13 protein-coding genes are annotated in these 14,727 nt (G+C 74.7%); 7 read left to right on the forward strand and 6 right to left on the reverse strand.

What is annotated here, in order from left to right; genetic code table 11:
- Positions 1-234: 234 nt before the first annotated feature.
- Complete coding sequence (locus ACQEVU_RS26685; protein ID WP_433328094.1) at positions 235-906, forward strand: FhaA domain-containing protein; 672 nt, start codon at positions 235-237, stop codon at positions 904-906.
- Positions 907-1,118: 212 nt separating this feature from the next.
- On the opposite strand, the gene ACQEVU_RS26690 is transcribed toward ACQEVU_RS26685, so the two are convergent.
- Together ACQEVU_RS26690 and ACQEVU_RS26695 are read right to left on the reverse strand one after the other, a co-directional pair.
- Entirely contained in the window at positions 1,119-1,271 is a 153-nt protein-coding gene (locus tag ACQEVU_RS26690; protein WP_433328096.1) for a hypothetical protein, read from the reverse strand.
- A gap of 57 nt (positions 1,272-1,328) precedes the next feature.
- Positions 1,329-2,618 (reverse strand): M20/M25/M40 family metallo-hydrolase, encoded by a 1,290-nt coding sequence (locus ACQEVU_RS26695; RefSeq protein ID WP_433328098.1) that lies wholly within the window; start codon positions 2,616-2,618, stop codon positions 1,329-1,331.
- A 715-nt stretch (positions 2,619-3,333) separates the two neighbouring features.
- Between ACQEVU_RS26695 and ACQEVU_RS26700 the strand changes: the two genes are divergently transcribed.
- Positions 3,334-3,987, forward strand: a complete 654-nt coding sequence (locus tag ACQEVU_RS26700; RefSeq protein ID WP_433328100.1) for a hypothetical protein — start codon at positions 3,334-3,336, stop codon at positions 3,985-3,987.
- Positions 3,988-4,302: 315 nt separating this feature from the next.
- Here ACQEVU_RS26700 and ACQEVU_RS26705 read toward each other — a convergent pair whose 3' ends face one another.
- Both ACQEVU_RS26705 and ACQEVU_RS26710 read right to left on the reverse strand, forming a co-directional pair.
- Positions 4,303-5,031: an EcsC family protein gene (locus ACQEVU_RS26705; protein WP_433328102.1), complete on the reverse strand. Its 729-nt coding sequence runs from the start codon at positions 5,029-5,031 to the stop codon at positions 4,303-4,305.
- Between the two features lie 55 nt (positions 5,032-5,086).
- The gene (locus ACQEVU_RS26710) at positions 5,087-6,478 is read right to left on the reverse strand and encodes an AAA family ATPase (protein ID WP_433328104.1); all 1,392 of its coding nucleotides are present in this window, start codon (positions 6,476-6,478) and stop codon (positions 5,087-5,089) included.
- Positions 6,479-6,540: 62 nt separating this feature from the next.
- On the opposite strand from ACQEVU_RS26710, the gene ACQEVU_RS26715 reads away from it, so the two are divergent.
- From ACQEVU_RS26715 to ACQEVU_RS26730, 4 genes are read left to right on the forward strand one after another with little or no spacing between them, the layout of a single operon-like run.
- Positions 6,541-6,996, forward strand: coding sequence for a (2Fe-2S)-binding protein (locus tag ACQEVU_RS26715; RefSeq protein ID WP_433328106.1), 456 nt, complete (start codon positions 6,541-6,543; stop codon positions 6,994-6,996).
- Entirely contained in the window at positions 6,993-7,994 is a 1,002-nt protein-coding gene (locus ACQEVU_RS26720; protein WP_433328108.1) for an FAD binding domain-containing protein, read from the forward strand. Before ACQEVU_RS26715 ends, ACQEVU_RS26720 begins: the two co-directional genes overlap by 4 nt.
- Positions 7,991-10,195, forward strand: coding sequence for a xanthine dehydrogenase family protein molybdopterin-binding subunit (locus ACQEVU_RS26725; protein WP_433328110.1), 2,205 nt, complete (start codon positions 7,991-7,993; stop codon positions 10,193-10,195). The genes ACQEVU_RS26720 and ACQEVU_RS26725 overlap by 4 nt, the downstream gene beginning before the upstream one ends.
- Positions 10,196-10,246: 51 nt before the next feature.
- Entirely contained in the window at positions 10,247-10,678 is a 432-nt protein-coding gene (locus ACQEVU_RS26730; RefSeq protein WP_433328112.1) for a hypothetical protein, read from the forward strand.
- Here ACQEVU_RS26730 and ACQEVU_RS26735 read toward each other — a convergent pair.
- Both ACQEVU_RS26735 and ACQEVU_RS26740 read right to left on the reverse strand, forming a co-directional pair.
- A complete protein-coding gene (locus tag ACQEVU_RS26735) occupies positions 10,675-11,550 on the reverse strand; it encodes a class I SAM-dependent DNA methyltransferase (RefSeq protein WP_433328114.1) in 876 nt (291 codons plus the stop codon). The genes ACQEVU_RS26730 and ACQEVU_RS26735 overlap by 4 nt on opposite strands.
- 32 nt (positions 11,551-11,582) lie before the next feature.
- Positions 11,583-11,951, reverse strand: coding sequence for a hypothetical protein (locus ACQEVU_RS26740; protein ID WP_433328116.1), 369 nt, complete (start codon positions 11,949-11,951; stop codon positions 11,583-11,585).
- Positions 11,952-12,067: 116 nt separating this feature from the next.
- Between ACQEVU_RS26740 and ACQEVU_RS26745 the strand changes: the two genes are divergently transcribed.
- Positions 12,068-14,677 (forward strand): LuxR C-terminal-related transcriptional regulator, encoded by a 2,610-nt coding sequence (locus ACQEVU_RS26745; RefSeq protein ID WP_433328118.1) that lies wholly within the window; start codon positions 12,068-12,070, stop codon positions 14,675-14,677.
- Positions 14,678-14,727: the final 50 nt, after the last annotated feature.

The following is a 14,727-nucleotide window of genomic DNA, read 5'->3' on the forward strand; positions in this document are numbered from 1 at the left end:
GCGGCCGCCGGCCCCGCGACGACCTGGGACACCGGCACGCGCCGCCCGGTGCACGGTCAGCCTCGCCGCCGCGGCCGCCGGCCCCGCAACGACCTGGGACACCAGCACGCGCCGCCGTGCCGGCGATGACGTAAGTCACCATCACCGTCCGCGTCGCGCTCACGACTGCGGGCGCATGGTCAGCGTGATAAACAATCGGTGCGGGCTAGTCGCGTTGTACTTGAGGGGGACGGGTTGGGCGCTCTGCAGCGGTTCGAGAAGCGGCTGGAAGGCATGGTCGAGGGCACCTTCGCGAAGGTGTTCAAGGGCGTCGTGCACCCGGTCGAGATCCTCAATGCCATGCAGGGCGAGGCGAACGCGAACCAGACCCAGATGACCGGCGGCCGCATCCTGGTCCCCAACCGGTACGTCATCGCCCTGGCCCCCGCCGACCACTCCCGCCTGGCCCCGTTCGCCGCCGCCCTGGCGCAGGAGCTGGCGCAGTCCCAGGCCGAGTACGTCGGCGAGCAGGGCTGGGCCGTCTACGGCGACATCGTCGTGGAGATCACGCGCGGCGACGACCTCGACACGGGCCTGTTCCGCGTCACCGCGCAGGTGTACACCGGCGGCCAGATCGCCCCGGGCGAGGGCAAGGGTGTGCGCCTGGTCACCGAGGACGGCCAGAACCACCCCCTGGCGCGCGGCGCCACGATCATCGGCCGCGGCGAGCAGGCCTCGCTGCGCCTGGCCGACGTCGGCGCGTCCCGCCAGCACGCCCGCGTCGAGTACGACGGCAACCGCGCGGTGCTGACCGATCTCGGCTCGGCCAACGGCTCGATGGTCAACGGCCGCCGCGTCGACTCGGTGACCCTCAACCCGGGCGACGAGATCGTGATCGGCACGACCCGCCTGTCATTCCGCGTCTGACCACCGCCGCCCCCGCACGTCCGTCGTTGCGCGTCCGACCGCTACCGGCCGGACGCGCTCCGTCATTGCGCGTCTGACCACCGCCGGCTCCGCACGTCCGTCGTTGCGCGTCCGACCGCTACCGGCCGGACGCGCTCCGTCATTGCGCGTCTGACCACCGCCGGCTCGGCTGCCGTCGCTCCGCGTCCGGCCGCCCCGACACGGCGCGACCGTCATTCCGCGTCCGGCCCGCGCCGGCGGGGCCGGCCGTCGAGGGCGACCAGCTGCCACACGATGGTGAGCCCGAACAGCACCCAGAACGCCGCCTCCGACCGGAAGACGAGCGCGACGAGCGCCCCGGCGAACAGCACCCCGGCCACGGCCATCCATCCATGCTATTCATACCGGAATACCAGTCAATGCCGCTGCGCACGCCGGCGCGGTCAGCAGGTGCGCAGCAGCCGGTCCAGGACCCGGTCGCCGAACTCGAGGCCGTCGATCGGCACGCGCTCGTCGACGCCGTGGAAGAGCGACGTGAAGTCCAGGTCCGGGGGCAGGCGCAGCGGGGCGAAGCCGAAGTGGCGGATGCCGAGGCGCTGGAACGACTTCGCGTCGGTGCCGGCCGCCAGCATGTACGGCAGCACGCGCGCCCCCGGGTCCTCGGCCTCGATCGCGGCGGCCATCGCGTCGACCAGCCGCCCGTCGAACGTGGTCTGCACCGGCGGCAGCGTGTCCCACTCCATCTCGACGCCCGGGCCGAGCACCTCGGCCAGCTCGCGCTCGAACGCCGCCTCCCGCCCGGGCAGCATCCGCCCGTCGACGGTCGCCTCGGCCACCGCCGGGACGACGTTCGCCTTGTACCCGGCGCTGAGCATCGTCGTGTTCGCCGTGTCACGCAGCGTGGCGCCGATCATGCGCGCCAGCGACCCCAGCCTCGCCACCGCGGTTTCGGGGTCGTCCGGATCCAGCGGTTCCCCCGTGAGCTCCGACACCCCCGTCAGGAACTCCCGCACCGGCTCGGTCAGCACGAGCGGGAAGCGGTGGCTGTCGAGGCGGGTCAGCGCGGCCGCGAGCTTGACCGCGGCGTTGTCGGTATGCACGAGCGAGCCGTGCCCGGCGGCGCCGCGCACCTTGAGCCGCAGCCACATGGAGCCCTTCTCCGCCGTCTCGACGAGGTAGGCGCGCACGTCGTCGCGCACCGTGTACGAGAAGCCGCCGACCTCGCTGATCGCCTCGGTCACGCCCTCGAACAACTCGGGACGGTGATCGACCAGCCACCCCGCGCCGAGCCCGCCGCCCGCCTCCTCGTCGGCGAGGAACGCGAACACGATGTCACGCTCCGGCACGATCCCGTCACGCTTGAACCGCCGGGCGACGGCGAGGGACATCGCGACCATGTGCTTCATGTCGATGGCGCCGCGACCCCAGAGGTACCCCTGCCGGATCTCGCCCTCGAACGGCGGCACCGACCAGTCGGACGCGTCGGCCGGCACCACGTCGAGGTGCCCGTGCACGAGCAGCGCCCCACGGCCGGGATCGGCGCCGGGCAGCCGCACGACGACGTTGCCGCGCCGGGGAGCCGGCTCGACGTAGATCGGCTCGTACCCGGCGTCCTCGAGCCGCTCGGCCACGAACTCCGCCACCGCGCGCTCCCCCGTGGCCGTGCGCGCGTCGTCGGTGTTCGTCGTGTCGAACCGGATCAACTCGCGCGCCAGGCTGACGACCTCACTCATCGCCGTACCGTAGCCGCCCTTCGATCATTCACAGCCACTTGGCAGGTTCGCGGGAGAACGGCCACAGCTGTGACGGGCACGGTCGTCGGGGACAGGTTTGAATCTGGATGGAGTACGCGCGATGAGCTCTGCTCACGAGGACGCACCGAACGTCGATCCGGCACCGGCGGGTTCCGCGCCGACGTCCGGCCCGGCCACACCGGCCGGCCCGCACAGTGGGTCACCGCTCGGCAACGATCCGTCGCCGGCAACACCCACGGCGCCCACCGCAAACACCGCAACGTCCGGTAGCGGCGCGACTTCCAACGGTGGCGGCGCCACGCTGGGCGGCGACGGCGGAGCAGACCCGACGCCGGTCTGGGCCGTCGGCGCGACCCCCAGCGGACCCGAGGCAACGCCAACCCGGGCGGGCGGCGGCGCACCCAGCGGACCCGAGGCAACGCCAACCCGGGCGGGCGGCGGCGCACCCAGCGGACCCGAGGCAACGCCAACCCGGGCGGGCGGCGGCGCACCCAGCGGGCCCGAGGCAACGCCAACCCGGGCGGGCGGCGGCGCACCCAGCGGACCGGAGGCAACGCCGACCTGGGCCGGTGCCGGCGCGCCCAGCGGACCCGAGGCAACGGCCGCCCGGGCGGGCGGCGGGGCACCCGGCGGGCCCGAGACGACGCCGATCTGGGCGGTCGGGGCGCCGACCGCACCCGTGAGCGGCGGGCCGATGCCCCCGGCGGCGGCCCGGCGTTCGTCGCGGCTCAAGCTCGGCATCGTGGCGGCGGTGTCGGCGATCATCGTGATCGGCGGCGGGGTGGCCGTCGCACAGGCCGCGAGCGACAGCAACTCCACCGACAACCGCGGTCCGGGCGGCAACGGCGCCCCGGGCTTCCCGGGCGGCGGGCGCGGCGGCAACGGCCAGAACATGCCGGGCGGCGGCCAGGGCTTCCCCGGCGGAGGCGGCCCGGGCGGCCAGGGATTCCCTGGTGGCGGCGGCGCGTTCACCCGCGGTGGCGGCGCGAACGCGCTCGGTGGAGCCCTGCACGGGGACTTCGTCGTCAAGAGCGGCAACGGCCAGTACGTCACGGAGCGTCTCCAGTCGGGCACCGTCACCGCCGTCAGCGCCACGTCGATCACCGCGAAGAGCGAGGACGGGCACGCCACCACCTTCGTCGTCGGGGCTGACACGAAGGTCGGCAACGGCGCGGCGAAGATCTCCGACGTGAAGGCCGGCGACAGCGTGACGGTGATCGGTACGGTCTCCGGCGACACCGCCACCGCCACCGAGATCACCGACATCGCCCTGCTTCGCCAGGGCAACGGCGGCAACGGCAACCGCCAGCGGCCGACCGGCGAGCCGCAGCCGACCCGCACCACCTGAACCGGGCGCCGGCGCCCGCCGGCGTCTCCGGCGTGACCCGGCCGCCGCGGGCTGCACGATCGACGCGGCGATGGCCAGGCCCAGTCCCGAGCCTCCCGCGGCGCGTGTCCGCGATGGATCAGTCCAGTAGAAGCGCTCGGCGTCCTCGCCGACCGGGGGTGCGTTCGAACTCAACGGATCAGCACGAGGATGCCGCCGGCGATGACGGACTCCAGGAAGGCAAGGCGGTCGAGCGGCGAGCAGCTTCGTCCGCAGCGTCCGGCCGGCCGGTCCGCGACCCATACCCCAAGCGTGGCCGAGGTGGGCCGCGATTGATCAGGAATTGCGCACAGCGCCGGGCGGGAGCTGGTGCGGAATGGGCATGGGCGGGCGGCGGTACAGCGTGATCGCCCGGCCGCCCAGCGCCCGCGTCGCGTTGCCGTTGGTGACGCTGCCGAGGATGATCGCGGCGCCCGGGATGAGCTTCGCGGCCATCTTCTTCACCGCGCGCACCCCGGCCATCTGGGCCAGCTTCAGGCCGAGCCGCACGAGCACCTTGCGCATCTCCGGCCGCTGCGCCGGCAGCAGCGCCTCGATGTGCTCCCGGCCGCGGGCCACCGCGAGGGCCGTGCGGGCGGTCTGGGTGTACTTGTGCATCCCCTGCAGCACCAGCAGGTCCACGGCCCGGTCGGGGTGGGCGGGGTCGAGGCCGAAGTTGGCGGCCAGCATCAGCACCATGCGCGCCTGCGTCCAGGCGAGCACCCCGACGTCGAGCAGCGCCCCGGCGACCGGCACGGCCCCGCCGACGGCGCCGGAGAGGCGGGACTGGTTGACGTACCGGTACACGATCATGCTCGCGAGCGCGTCGGCCGGGGCGCCCGGGTTCTGGCCCTTGAGCTTCTCCAGCTCGGCGGCCATCCGGGGGCCCAGCCGCGTGACCGCCTCGATGGCGAGGTGCTCCGGCGCGTACTCCGGGTCGGCCTTCATCTTCGCCCAGAGCCCGGCCGGAGGTCCGTCCTCGCGGACTTCCCCGGCGTCGGCGGCAAGGTCAACTGGCTCGGTCACGCCATTGACGGTACGAAAGCGGCGCCAGTGACTGAAGCCTGGTGACGGATTGCCATCAACCCGTCATATTTCCGCCGAGCAGCGAGCGGGTGATCGTCTCGGCCTGCGAGAGCATCTCCTCGAGGGCCGTGTCCAGGTCGGCGTCGGCGGGGGCGTGGCCGGCCTCGGCGGCGATGAGCACCGCGCGGCGCAGCAGCTCCTTCGTGAACGACGCCGTGACGCCCGCGGTGCGCTCGGCCGCGCGGTCGAGGGCGGCGGCGGTGAAGGGCAGGTCGCGGGCATACAGGCGCATGAGGCGGCGGCGGGCCGGCTCGTCGGGCAGCGGGATCTCGACGGCCAGGTCGACCCGGCCGGGGCGCTGGGCCAGGGCCGGCTCGAGGACGTCGACGCGGTTGGTGGTGAGCAGGAACGCCACGTCGGCGTCGTCGCCGAGGCCGTCGAGGGTCTCCAGGACGGTGAACAGCAGCGGCTGCGGGCCCTGGTGGCGCACCCGGCTGTCGGCGACCAGGTCGCAGTCCTCGAGCACGACCATCGCCGGCTGCAGGGCCCGGGCCAGGCGCGCCGCGTCGGCGACGAAGGCGATCGCGGGGCCGGCCAGCAGCACCACGGTGAGGTCGGGCAGGGCCGAGAGGAGGTACCGCACCGTGTGCGTCTTGCCGGTGCCGGGCGGGCCGTAGAGCAGCAGGCCGCGCTTGAGGTGCTGGCCGGCCGCGCGCAGCCGGTCGCGGTGGGCGGCGATGCCGGCGACGTGGCGGTGCACGCGCTCCAGGACGCCCGCCGGCAGGATGATGTCGGACTCGGCGACGGCGGGGCGGCGGTGGAACGTGATCTCGCCGAGGCCGCGCTCGTACGCCGACCCGCCCAGCGACAGCACCTGCCCGCGCAGCACCGAGCGGAGCAGCATCAGCTCCCGCACGGCGGCGATGAGCCCGGCGGCGGCGCCCTCGTCCGGGGTGATGACCTCCATCTTCGCCGCGAGCTGGCCGCGGTGCACGTCGGCGGCGCGCTGCAGCACGACGACGGGGGCGCCGTCGTGGGTGAACAGCCGCAGGCCGAACGAGACCGCCTCGCGCGTGGTGTCGGGGCCGGTGGCGATGCTCACGTAGTCCACGGCGGCCGCCGGGAACTGCCCGAACCGGCCGGCGTGGTGCAGGATCTCGCTCAGCGACTGGTGGCGGCGCTGCTCGCCGCCGCCGACGCCCACGGTCCGGTGGGTCCCGCAGCGCCGCTGCACCTCGTCGAGGGCGACGTCGAGGTCGACGAACAGGTGGGCCGGGAGCTCCTCGGCGACCACGGGCAGCCGGCGCGGGTCGGCGCCGAGGTGCTCACGCAGGATCGGCAGCAGCGCCGGGCCGTCGGCGTCGTCGGGGCGGGCGTGATGCTGGCTGACGACCTCGTCGAGGAATGTCTTGAACGAGGTCAGGAACTGCGACGTTCGCTCGTCCATACCGAAGCATCATGCCGCACCGGCGTTTGCCCGTGGGGGCGCCGGGTAGCCGCAGCGCCATCATGGACGAGATCAACGTGAACGCGACGGTCAACGGCCGGGCCGAGCACCTGCGGGTCGACGCCGCCGTGACGCTGCTCGACGCGCTGCGCGACCGGCTCGGGCTGACCGGGACGAAGAAGGGCTGCGACCAGGGCGCCTGCGGGGCGTGCACGGTCCACGTCGACGGGCGGCGGGTGCTGTCCTGCCTGACCCTGGCCGTGCAGGCCGACGGGCGGGAGGTGCGCACCGTCGAGGGGCTCGGCGGCACCCACCCGATGCAGGAGGCGTTCGTGCGCCACGACGCGTTCCAGTGCGGGTACTGCACCCCCGGCCAGATCATGTCGGCGGTGGCGCTGCTGAACGAAGGCCGGGGCGGCACCGACGCCGAGATCCGGGAGTTCATGAGCGGCAACCTGTGCCGATGCGGCGCCTATCCGAACATCGTGGCCGCGATCCGGGAGGTGGCCGGGCGATGACGGTGACGTACAGCCGCGCGACCACCCCGGCGGCGGCCATCGCCGAGGTCAGCGCCGATCCGGGCGCGCAGTTCCTGGCCGGCGGCACGACGGAGGTCGACCTGGTGTTCAAGGACGGCGTGGTCGCGCCGCGGCGGCTGGTCGACATCAGCCGGCTGCCGCTGTCGGGCATCACCGTCGACGGCGGCGCGCTGCGGGTCGGCGCGACGACGACGATGGCGCAGATGGCCGCCGACGAGCGGGTCGGGCGGCTGCTGCCGTCCGTGCGCGAGGCGCTGCTGCTGGGCGCGTCGCCGCAGCTGCGCAACATGGCCACGATCGGCGGGAACCTGCTGCAGCGCACCCGCTGCCGGTACTTCCGCGACCCGGCCGAGCCGCGCTGCAACAAGCGCACCGCCGGCAGCGGCTGCGCCGCGATCGAGGGGGGCGCGCGGATGCACGCCATCCTGGGAGCGTCACCGTCGTGCATCGCGCTGCATGCGTCCGATTTGGCGGTACCGCTGACCGCCCTCGGCTCCATCGTGCACCTGCGTTCGGGCGGCGGCCCGCGCCGGGTGCCGCTGACCGAGTTCTACCGGCTGCCGGGGCGCTCGCCGGACCGCGAGAACGTCATCTGGCACGGGGAGCTCGTCACCGACGTGGAGATACCGCTGCCGCCGCCCCAGGCCCGGCAGACCTACATCAAGGTGCGCGACCGCGCCTCCTACGAGTTCGCGCTCGTCTCGGCCGCCGTGTCCACCGTCGTGGAGGCCGGGCTCGTGGTCTCGGCCCGCATCGCGCTCGGCGGCGTCGGCACGATCCCCTGGCGGGCCTGGGAGGCCGAGGACGTGCTGCGCGACGCGCCCGTGTCCGAGGACTCGTTCCGGGCGGCGGCCGACGCCGCCGTCCAGCGGCCGTTCACGGTGCCCGGCACCGAGTTCAAGGTCGAGCTGGCCCGGCGCACGCTGGTGCGGGCGCTGCGCGTCACGACCGGCCTGATCGCGGAGCCGACGCGGTGACCACCGTCGAACGCAGCGTCCTCGGCGCCGGCGTCGACCGGGTCGACGGGCCCGTGAAGGCGTCGGGCGCGGCGCCGTACTCCACCGACGTCTCCTATCCGGACCTGGTCCACGCCGCGCTGGTCCGCAGCACCGTCGCCGCCGGGCGCATCGTCGCGATCGACGCGTCGCGGGCCGAGGCGGTGCCCGGCGTGCTGGCGACCGTCACGCACGAGAACGCGCTGCGGGTCGAGCGCACCGAGACGGGCATGTGGAAGCAGCCGCCCGCGCCGCTGCAGCGCGACGACGTCGTGCACCACGGGCAGTACGTGGCGATGGTCGTCGCCGAGACCTTCGAGCGCGCCACCGAGGCGGCCCGGCTCGTCGAGGTCACCTACGAGGCCGCCGAGCCGGTGATCCGCCTCGACGACCCGCGCGGCCCGATCCTCGAGAACGCCTACGGCACCGACGAGACCCGCGGCGACACCGCCGCCGCCCTGGCCGAGGCCGAGGTGGTGCTGGATGCGCGGTACACGACGCCGGACGAGACGAACAACCCGATGGGCCTGTTCGCGACGGTCGCGGCGTGGGACGAGGACCGGCTCACGGTGCACGACGCGACGCAGTGGCCGGACTCGGCCCGGGCGGCGCTGGCCGGCGCGTTCGGGGTGCCGGAGGACAATGTGCGCGTCCTCGCCCCGTACGTCGGCGGCGGCTTCGGCGCCGGCCTGCGCGTGTGGCCGCACGTCGTGCTCGCGGCGATGGCCGCCCGGATGCTCGAGCGGCCGGTCCGGCTGGTGCTGACCCGCCCGCAGATGTTCACCGGCATCGGTCACCGCCCCGCGACGGTCCAGCGGATCCGCCTCGGCGCCCGCCGCGACGGCACGCTCACGGCGATCGAGCACGAGTCGCTGCAGCCGTCGGCGGTCGACGACGACAACATCGTCGAGGCGGTCACCGCGGTGTCCGCCGTCGGGTACGCCTGCCCGAACGTCACCACCCGCGACCGGGTGCGCCGCCTCAACGTGCCCGTGCCGACGTCGATGCGCGGCCCCGGCGACGCGCAGGGCCACTTCGCCCTCGAGTCCGCCCTGGACGAGCTGTCGTACGAGCTCGGCATGGACCCGCTCGAGCTGCGCCTGCAGAACTACGCCGACGAGCACCCCGGCCTGCGCCTGCCGTGGTCGAGCAAGGCGCTGCGCCGCTGCTTCGAGGTCGGGGCGGAGCGCTTCGGCTGGTGGCGGCGCGACCCGCGGCCCGGCGCGACGCGCAGCGGGGACACGCTCATCGGGTACGGCCTGGCCGGCGTCACCTTCTTCTGGTTCCAGCAGCCGTGCCGGGCCCGCATCACGATCGACCACGAGGGGCGGGCCTTCGTGCGGGCGGCGGCGACCGACATCGGCACCGGGACGTACACGGTGATGACCCAGCTCGCGGCCGACCGCCTCGGCCTGCGCCTCGACCAGGTCCGCACGGGCCTCGGCGACACCGAGCTGCCGGCCGCGCCGATGCAGGGCGGGTCCGGGATGACGGCGTCGCTGGGCAGCGCCGTGCACGACGCCGCCGCCAACCTCATCGACGCGTTCCTGGACCTCGTCGCCGACGACGTGGCGTCCCCGCTGCGCGGCCTGCGGGCCGCCGACGTGGTCCCGGCCGACGGCCGGCTGCACCGCCGCGACGATGCGGGTTCCGGGGAGTCGTACCGCGACATGCTCGAGCGCCACGACCGGACCGACCTCACCGCCGACGGTGAGGCGGCCCCCGCCAAGCCCGAGGAGCTCGGCCTGGCCCCGGCCGGCCCGTTCGCGGCCCGCTTCGCCGAGGTCCACGTCGACGCCGACCTGGGCCGCATCAGCGTGGCCCGCCTGGTGTCGGTCGTCGACGCCGGCCGCATCCTCAACAAGAAGACGGCCCGCAGCCAGATCATCGGCGGCACCGTCGGCGGCATCGGCATGGCGCTGCTCGAGGAGACCGTCACCGACCCCGGCACCGGCCGGATCGTCAACGCGACGCTCGCCGACTACCTGATCCCGGTCAACGCCGACATCCCCGACCTCGACGTCGTCTTCGTCGGCGGCCCGGACCGCTTCAACCCGGTCGGCGTCAAGGGCGTCGGCGAGATCGGGCTGGTCGGCGTGGCCCCGGCGATCGCCAACGCGGTCTTCCACGCCACCGGCCGCCGCATCCGCGACCTGCCGATCACCCTCGACCGCCTCTTGTGACGAACGCGTCACGTTGTGCCGTTGGGCGCGGTCCCTGGCTACGCTCGGGCGATGGGGAGTGAGCAGGGGGCCACCTGGGAGCCGCGTTCCCGGGTCGGTGCGGTGGTCGTCGCCCTGGTGCGGGGCGACCAGGACGCAGCGGAACGGGCGGCCGAGCGGCCGCCGGACGAGCAGGACCCGCGCGTGCTCGACGCCGCGATCGAGCTGGCGGTGCGCAGCCTCTTCGACGAGGACACCGAGCCCGGCCAGGTCGCCGAGTTCGTGGCCACGATGCGCCAGGACGTGGAGGTCGACCCGGCGGTCGCCGAGGCGCTGATCCGCGCCCAGCTCGGCGAGCCGGCGCTGCTGGAGGCGTTCCCGCCCCAGGCGGTGAACGACACAACGTGGTCGACGCTGGGGTACCTGTGCGAGCGCCGGCTCGGCCCGGAGGACTCCGAGCAGCTGGTGGCGTCCGCCGAGGAGCGCGCCCTGCCCGCCGCCTAATCAGACCGGGACTCGTGCCGATCCCGCCACCGTCCGCGCCCGTCGACACGGCGGCCGTCGAGATCGTCGCGTCGCTGGTGCGGGGCCTGGGCTTCTCCCGCGTCCCGGCCGGCGGCCCGGCGCGGGCCCGCCACCTGGAGGCGGGCCCGCCGGCGCTTGACGGCGATGATGCGCGGCCGCCGGTCGCCCCAGCCGGGAAGCCACTGCACGTCGTGCAGGCGCGCCCGGCGGATCGCCTCGCGGTACTGCTCGTCGGTGAACAGCGTCAGGGTGTGCTCCTCGCTCCAGTGCCGGATGCCGGTGCCCGTCTCGCCGAGCAGGTAGTGCATGGTCAGCGTCGAGGTCGTACCGGTATGACGGGACACGCACATCCGGGTGAGGTGCCGGCGGCCGTCGGCGGCGGTGCCGGTGTCGACCGGGCCGGAAACCCACTGGCTCGGCGTGAACCACGGCTCGAGCAGCAGGACGCCGCCCGGTTCCAGGTGCGCGGCGAGGCAGTCCACGGTCTGGTTGAGCTCCTCGACCGACCGGGCATAGCCGATGGAGGAGAACAGGCAGGTGACGGCGCTGAACGTGCGGGCCAGCCGGAAGTCACGCATGTCGCCGGCGTGCACCGTGACCCCGTCGAGGCGGTCGATGGCGGCCCTGCGCATCGGCTCGGCCAGCTCCAGCCCCTCGACGTGCGCGAAGCTGTGGCGGAAGTGGGACAGGTGCAGACCGGTGCCGCAGGCGACGTCGAGCAGGCTGTCCGCCGTGGGGTTGCGCTGCCGGATCAGGTCGGTGATGTCGTAGGCCTCACGCTGATAGTCCTTGCCCGCGGCGACGGTGTAGATGAGCTCGTAGGCCGAGGCAAGATCCTGGTCGTGGACCACGTTCGTCGTTCCTTCGTCGAGCCGGTTGCTGTTCAGTGCGGTGGATCGGTACGGTACGCGCCCACGTTGCGCGGGCAGCGGCGGCGGTCGTGGCCGTCGCCCCGCGCCGGCCGGGGTCCGGCGGAGATCAGGTACAGCCGGTCGGCGATGGCCCGCAGCAGATCGGTGAGATCGGCTCGATCGCCGCCGAGCTGCATCGCCAGCACGCTGCGCACCGCGGCGAGCAGCATCGGGCCGTGCTCGCCCCACAGCGGCGCGTACCACTCGATCCGCCGGACGAGCCCGCGCAGGTCGCCGTGCCCGGTCGCCGTACGGCCCGGCTCGTCGTCGGCGGCGGGCAGCAGCAGCCCGCGGGTGACGGTGAGGTAGGCGTCCCACGCCGCTCGCTGTGCTGCCGGCATCCCGACCGCCGACCTCCCATTATTGAAGATCTTTGCAAGTTAGCATGTCGTCATGCCAGCGCCCACACCCAGGCGACCCGGGGGGCCGGACTCGGCTGGCCGACTAATATTCGGCCGTGGCGAGCCCTCTGGTGGAGACGAAGCTGTTCGTGCCCCGGCCCCGCCGCGACCTGGTGGCCCGGCCGCGACTCGGGGAGCGGCTGGCCCGCGACGCGAAGCTGACCCTCGTGTCCGCCCCGGCCGGCTTCGGCAAGACGACCCTGCTGAGCTCGTGGCTGGCCGGGCGCGACCGCCCCGTCGCCTGGGTGTCGCTCGACGAGGGCGACGGGCGGCCGGAGGTCTTCTGGGCGTACGTCGTCGCCGCCCTGCAACGCGTGGTGCCGGACCTCGCCGTCGACCCCGCGCGGCCCCTCGAGACCGTCCTGGCCACCCTGGTGAATGAGCTTGCGGCGGTACCGCACGACGTCGACCTCGTCCTCGACGACTACCACCTCGTCGACGGCGGCGGCGTCCGCGACGGCCTGGCGTTCCTCCTCGAGCGCCTCCCGCCCCAGGTGCACCTCGTCATCAGCACCCGCGCCGACCCGGCGCTTCCCCTGGCGCGGCTGCGGGCCCGCGGCGAGCTCGTCGAGGTGCGCGCGGCCGACCTGCGCTTCACGCCCGAGGAGGCCGGCGCCTACCTCGGCGACGTGGCCGGGCTGGCGCTGTCCGGCGACGACGTGGCGACCCTGGCCGGGCGTACCGAGGGCTGGATCGCCGCCCTGCAGCTCGCCGCCCTGTCGATGCAGGGGCGAAGCGACGCCGCCGGGTTCATCGCCGGCTTCGCGGGCGACGACCGGTACATCGTCGACTACCTCGTCGAGGAGGTCCTCGGCCGCCAGCCCGACGACCTGCGGGCGTTCCTGCTGCGCACCTCCGTGCTCGACCGGCTCTGCGGGCCGCTGTGCGACGCCGTCACCGGCGAGCCGGGGTGCCGGGCCGTGCTGGAGGCCCTCGACCGGGGGAACCTGTTCGTGGTACCGCTGGACGACAACCGCCAGTGGTACCGCTACCACCACCTGTTCGCCGACCTGCTGCGGGCCCGGCTGCTCGACGAACGCCCGGCCGAGGTCGACGGGCTGCACCGCCGGGCCGCCGAGTGGTACGACAAGCACGGCGAGCCCGTCCCCGCGGTCCGCCACGCCCTCGCCGCCGGCGACGACGAGCACGCCGCGACGCTGGTGGAGCTCGCCATCCCGGCGCTGCGCCGCAGCCGGCAGGAGGCGACGATCCGCGCCTGGGCCGACGCGCTGCCGGCCGCGGTCGTGCGCGACCGGCCCGTCCTCGCCGCCGGCCTGGCCGGGGCGATGCTCGCCGCCGGGGAGCTGGACGGCGTCGAGGAGCGGCTGCGCGACGCCGAGCGGCGCCTCGACGCGCCCGGCGACCCGGTCGCGGCCGACCCGGCGGAGCTGCAGCGGCTGCCGGGGGCGCTCGCGATGTACCGGGCCGCGCTCGCCCTGGCCCGCGGCGACATCCCGGCCACCCTGGCCAGCGCCGGGCTGGCCATCGAGCGCGCGGTCGCCGACGACGACCTGGTGCGCTCCGGCGCGGCGGGCCTGTCGGGCCTGGCCCGCTGGGCGATCGGCGACCTCGAGGCGGCGCACGCGGCCTACCTGGTGTGCATCGACGGGCTGCGGCGCATCGGGTACGTCCCGGACGTCCTCGGCTGCACCATCACCCTCGCCGACATCCGCGCCACGCAGGGCCGCCTCGGCGAGGCCCGGCGCGCCTACGAGCAGGGGCTGCGGCTGGCCGAGTCGTCCGGCGCCGCGCCGCGGGGCACCGCCGACATGCACGCCGGCCTGGCGCTGCTCGCCGTCGAGCGCGACGACCTCGAGGCCGCCGACGCGCACCTGCGCCGCTGCGAGGAGCTCGGCGAGCACGCCGGGCTGCCGCAGCATCCGTACCGCCGGCGGGTCGCCACCGCGCTGCTGCGCGCCGCCCGGGGCGAGACCGACGCCGCGCTCGGGCTGCTCGACGAGGCCCAGCGGGTGTACACCGGCGACTTCTCCCCCGACGTGCGCCCGATCCCGGCGCTGCGGGCGCGGGTCCTCGCCGCCGCCGGCCGGCCCGGCGAGGCGGCGCGCTGGGCGGCCCAGCTGGGGCTGAGCGCCGATGACGAGCTGTCGTACCTGCGGGAGTACGAACACGTGACCCTCGCCCGCGTCCTGCTCGCGCAGCGCGGCGACGCCGAGCCGCTCCTGCGCCGGCTCCTCGCGGCGGCCGAGGCCGGCGGCCGCGGCGGCAGCGTCGTGGAGATCCTGGCGCTGCTCGCCCTCGCCGCGCAGGCCCGCGGCGACACCGGCGGCGCGCTGGAGCCCCTCGCGCGGGCGCTGCGCCTGGCCGAGCCCGAGGGGTACGCGCGGGTGTTCACCGCCGAGGGCGAGCCGATGGCCGCCCTGCTGCGGGCCCTGACCCGGCGGCGGGGGGCGTGGGCGTACCCCCGCCGGCTCCTCGACGGGTTCGGCGCGGCACCGGCCGCCCTGGTCGAGCCGCTGAGCGAGCGGGAGCTGGACGTGCTGCGCCTGCTCGGCACCGACCTCGACGGCCCGGACATCGCCCGCCGGCTGAGCGTGTCGCTCAACACGCTGCGCACGCACACGAAGCACATCTACGCCAAGCTCGGCGTCAACAACCGCCGCGCCGCCGTGCGGCAGGCCGCGCAGCTGCGCCTGCTCAGGCGCTGACGCGCGCTCACCACATGTGGTGATGACCGCTCACCACCTCGATTCCTACG

Origin of the sequence: Dactylosporangium sp. CA-139066 (assembly GCF_050936175.1) — a bacterium.
In the GTDB taxonomy this organism is placed as follows: domain Bacteria; phylum Actinomycetota; class Actinomycetes; order Mycobacteriales; family Micromonosporaceae; genus Dactylosporangium.

Bases quoted from the DNA above. Each gene is read 5' to 3' on its own strand.
- ACQEVU_RS26740 (WP_433328116.1), bottom strand. From the start codon at position 11,951: ATGCCGGCAGCACAGCGAGCGGCGTGGGACGCCTACCTCACCGTCACC.
- ACQEVU_RS26690 (WP_433328096.1), bottom strand. From the start codon at position 1,271: ATGGCCGTGGCCGGGGTGCTGTTCGCCGGGGCGCTCGTCGCGCTCGTC.
- ACQEVU_RS26695 (WP_433328098.1), bottom strand. From the start codon at position 2,618: ATGAGTGAGGTCGTCAGCCTGGCGCGCGAGTTGATCCGGTTCGACACG.
- ACQEVU_RS26730 (WP_433328112.1), top strand. From the start codon at position 10,247: ATGGGGAGTGAGCAGGGGGCCACCTGGGAGCCGCGTTCCCGGGTCGGT.
- ACQEVU_RS26710 (WP_433328104.1), bottom strand. From the start codon at position 6,478: ATGGACGAGCGAACGTCGCAGTTCCTGACCTCGTTCAAGACATTCCTC.
- ACQEVU_RS26715 (WP_433328106.1), top strand. From the start codon at position 6,541: ATGGACGAGATCAACGTGAACGCGACGGTCAACGGCCGGGCCGAGCAC.
- ACQEVU_RS26700 (WP_433328100.1), top strand. From the start codon at position 3,334: ATGCCCCCGGCGGCGGCCCGGCGTTCGTCGCGGCTCAAGCTCGGCATC.
- ACQEVU_RS26720 (WP_433328108.1), top strand. From the start codon at position 6,993: ATGACGGTGACGTACAGCCGCGCGACCACCCCGGCGGCGGCCATCGCC.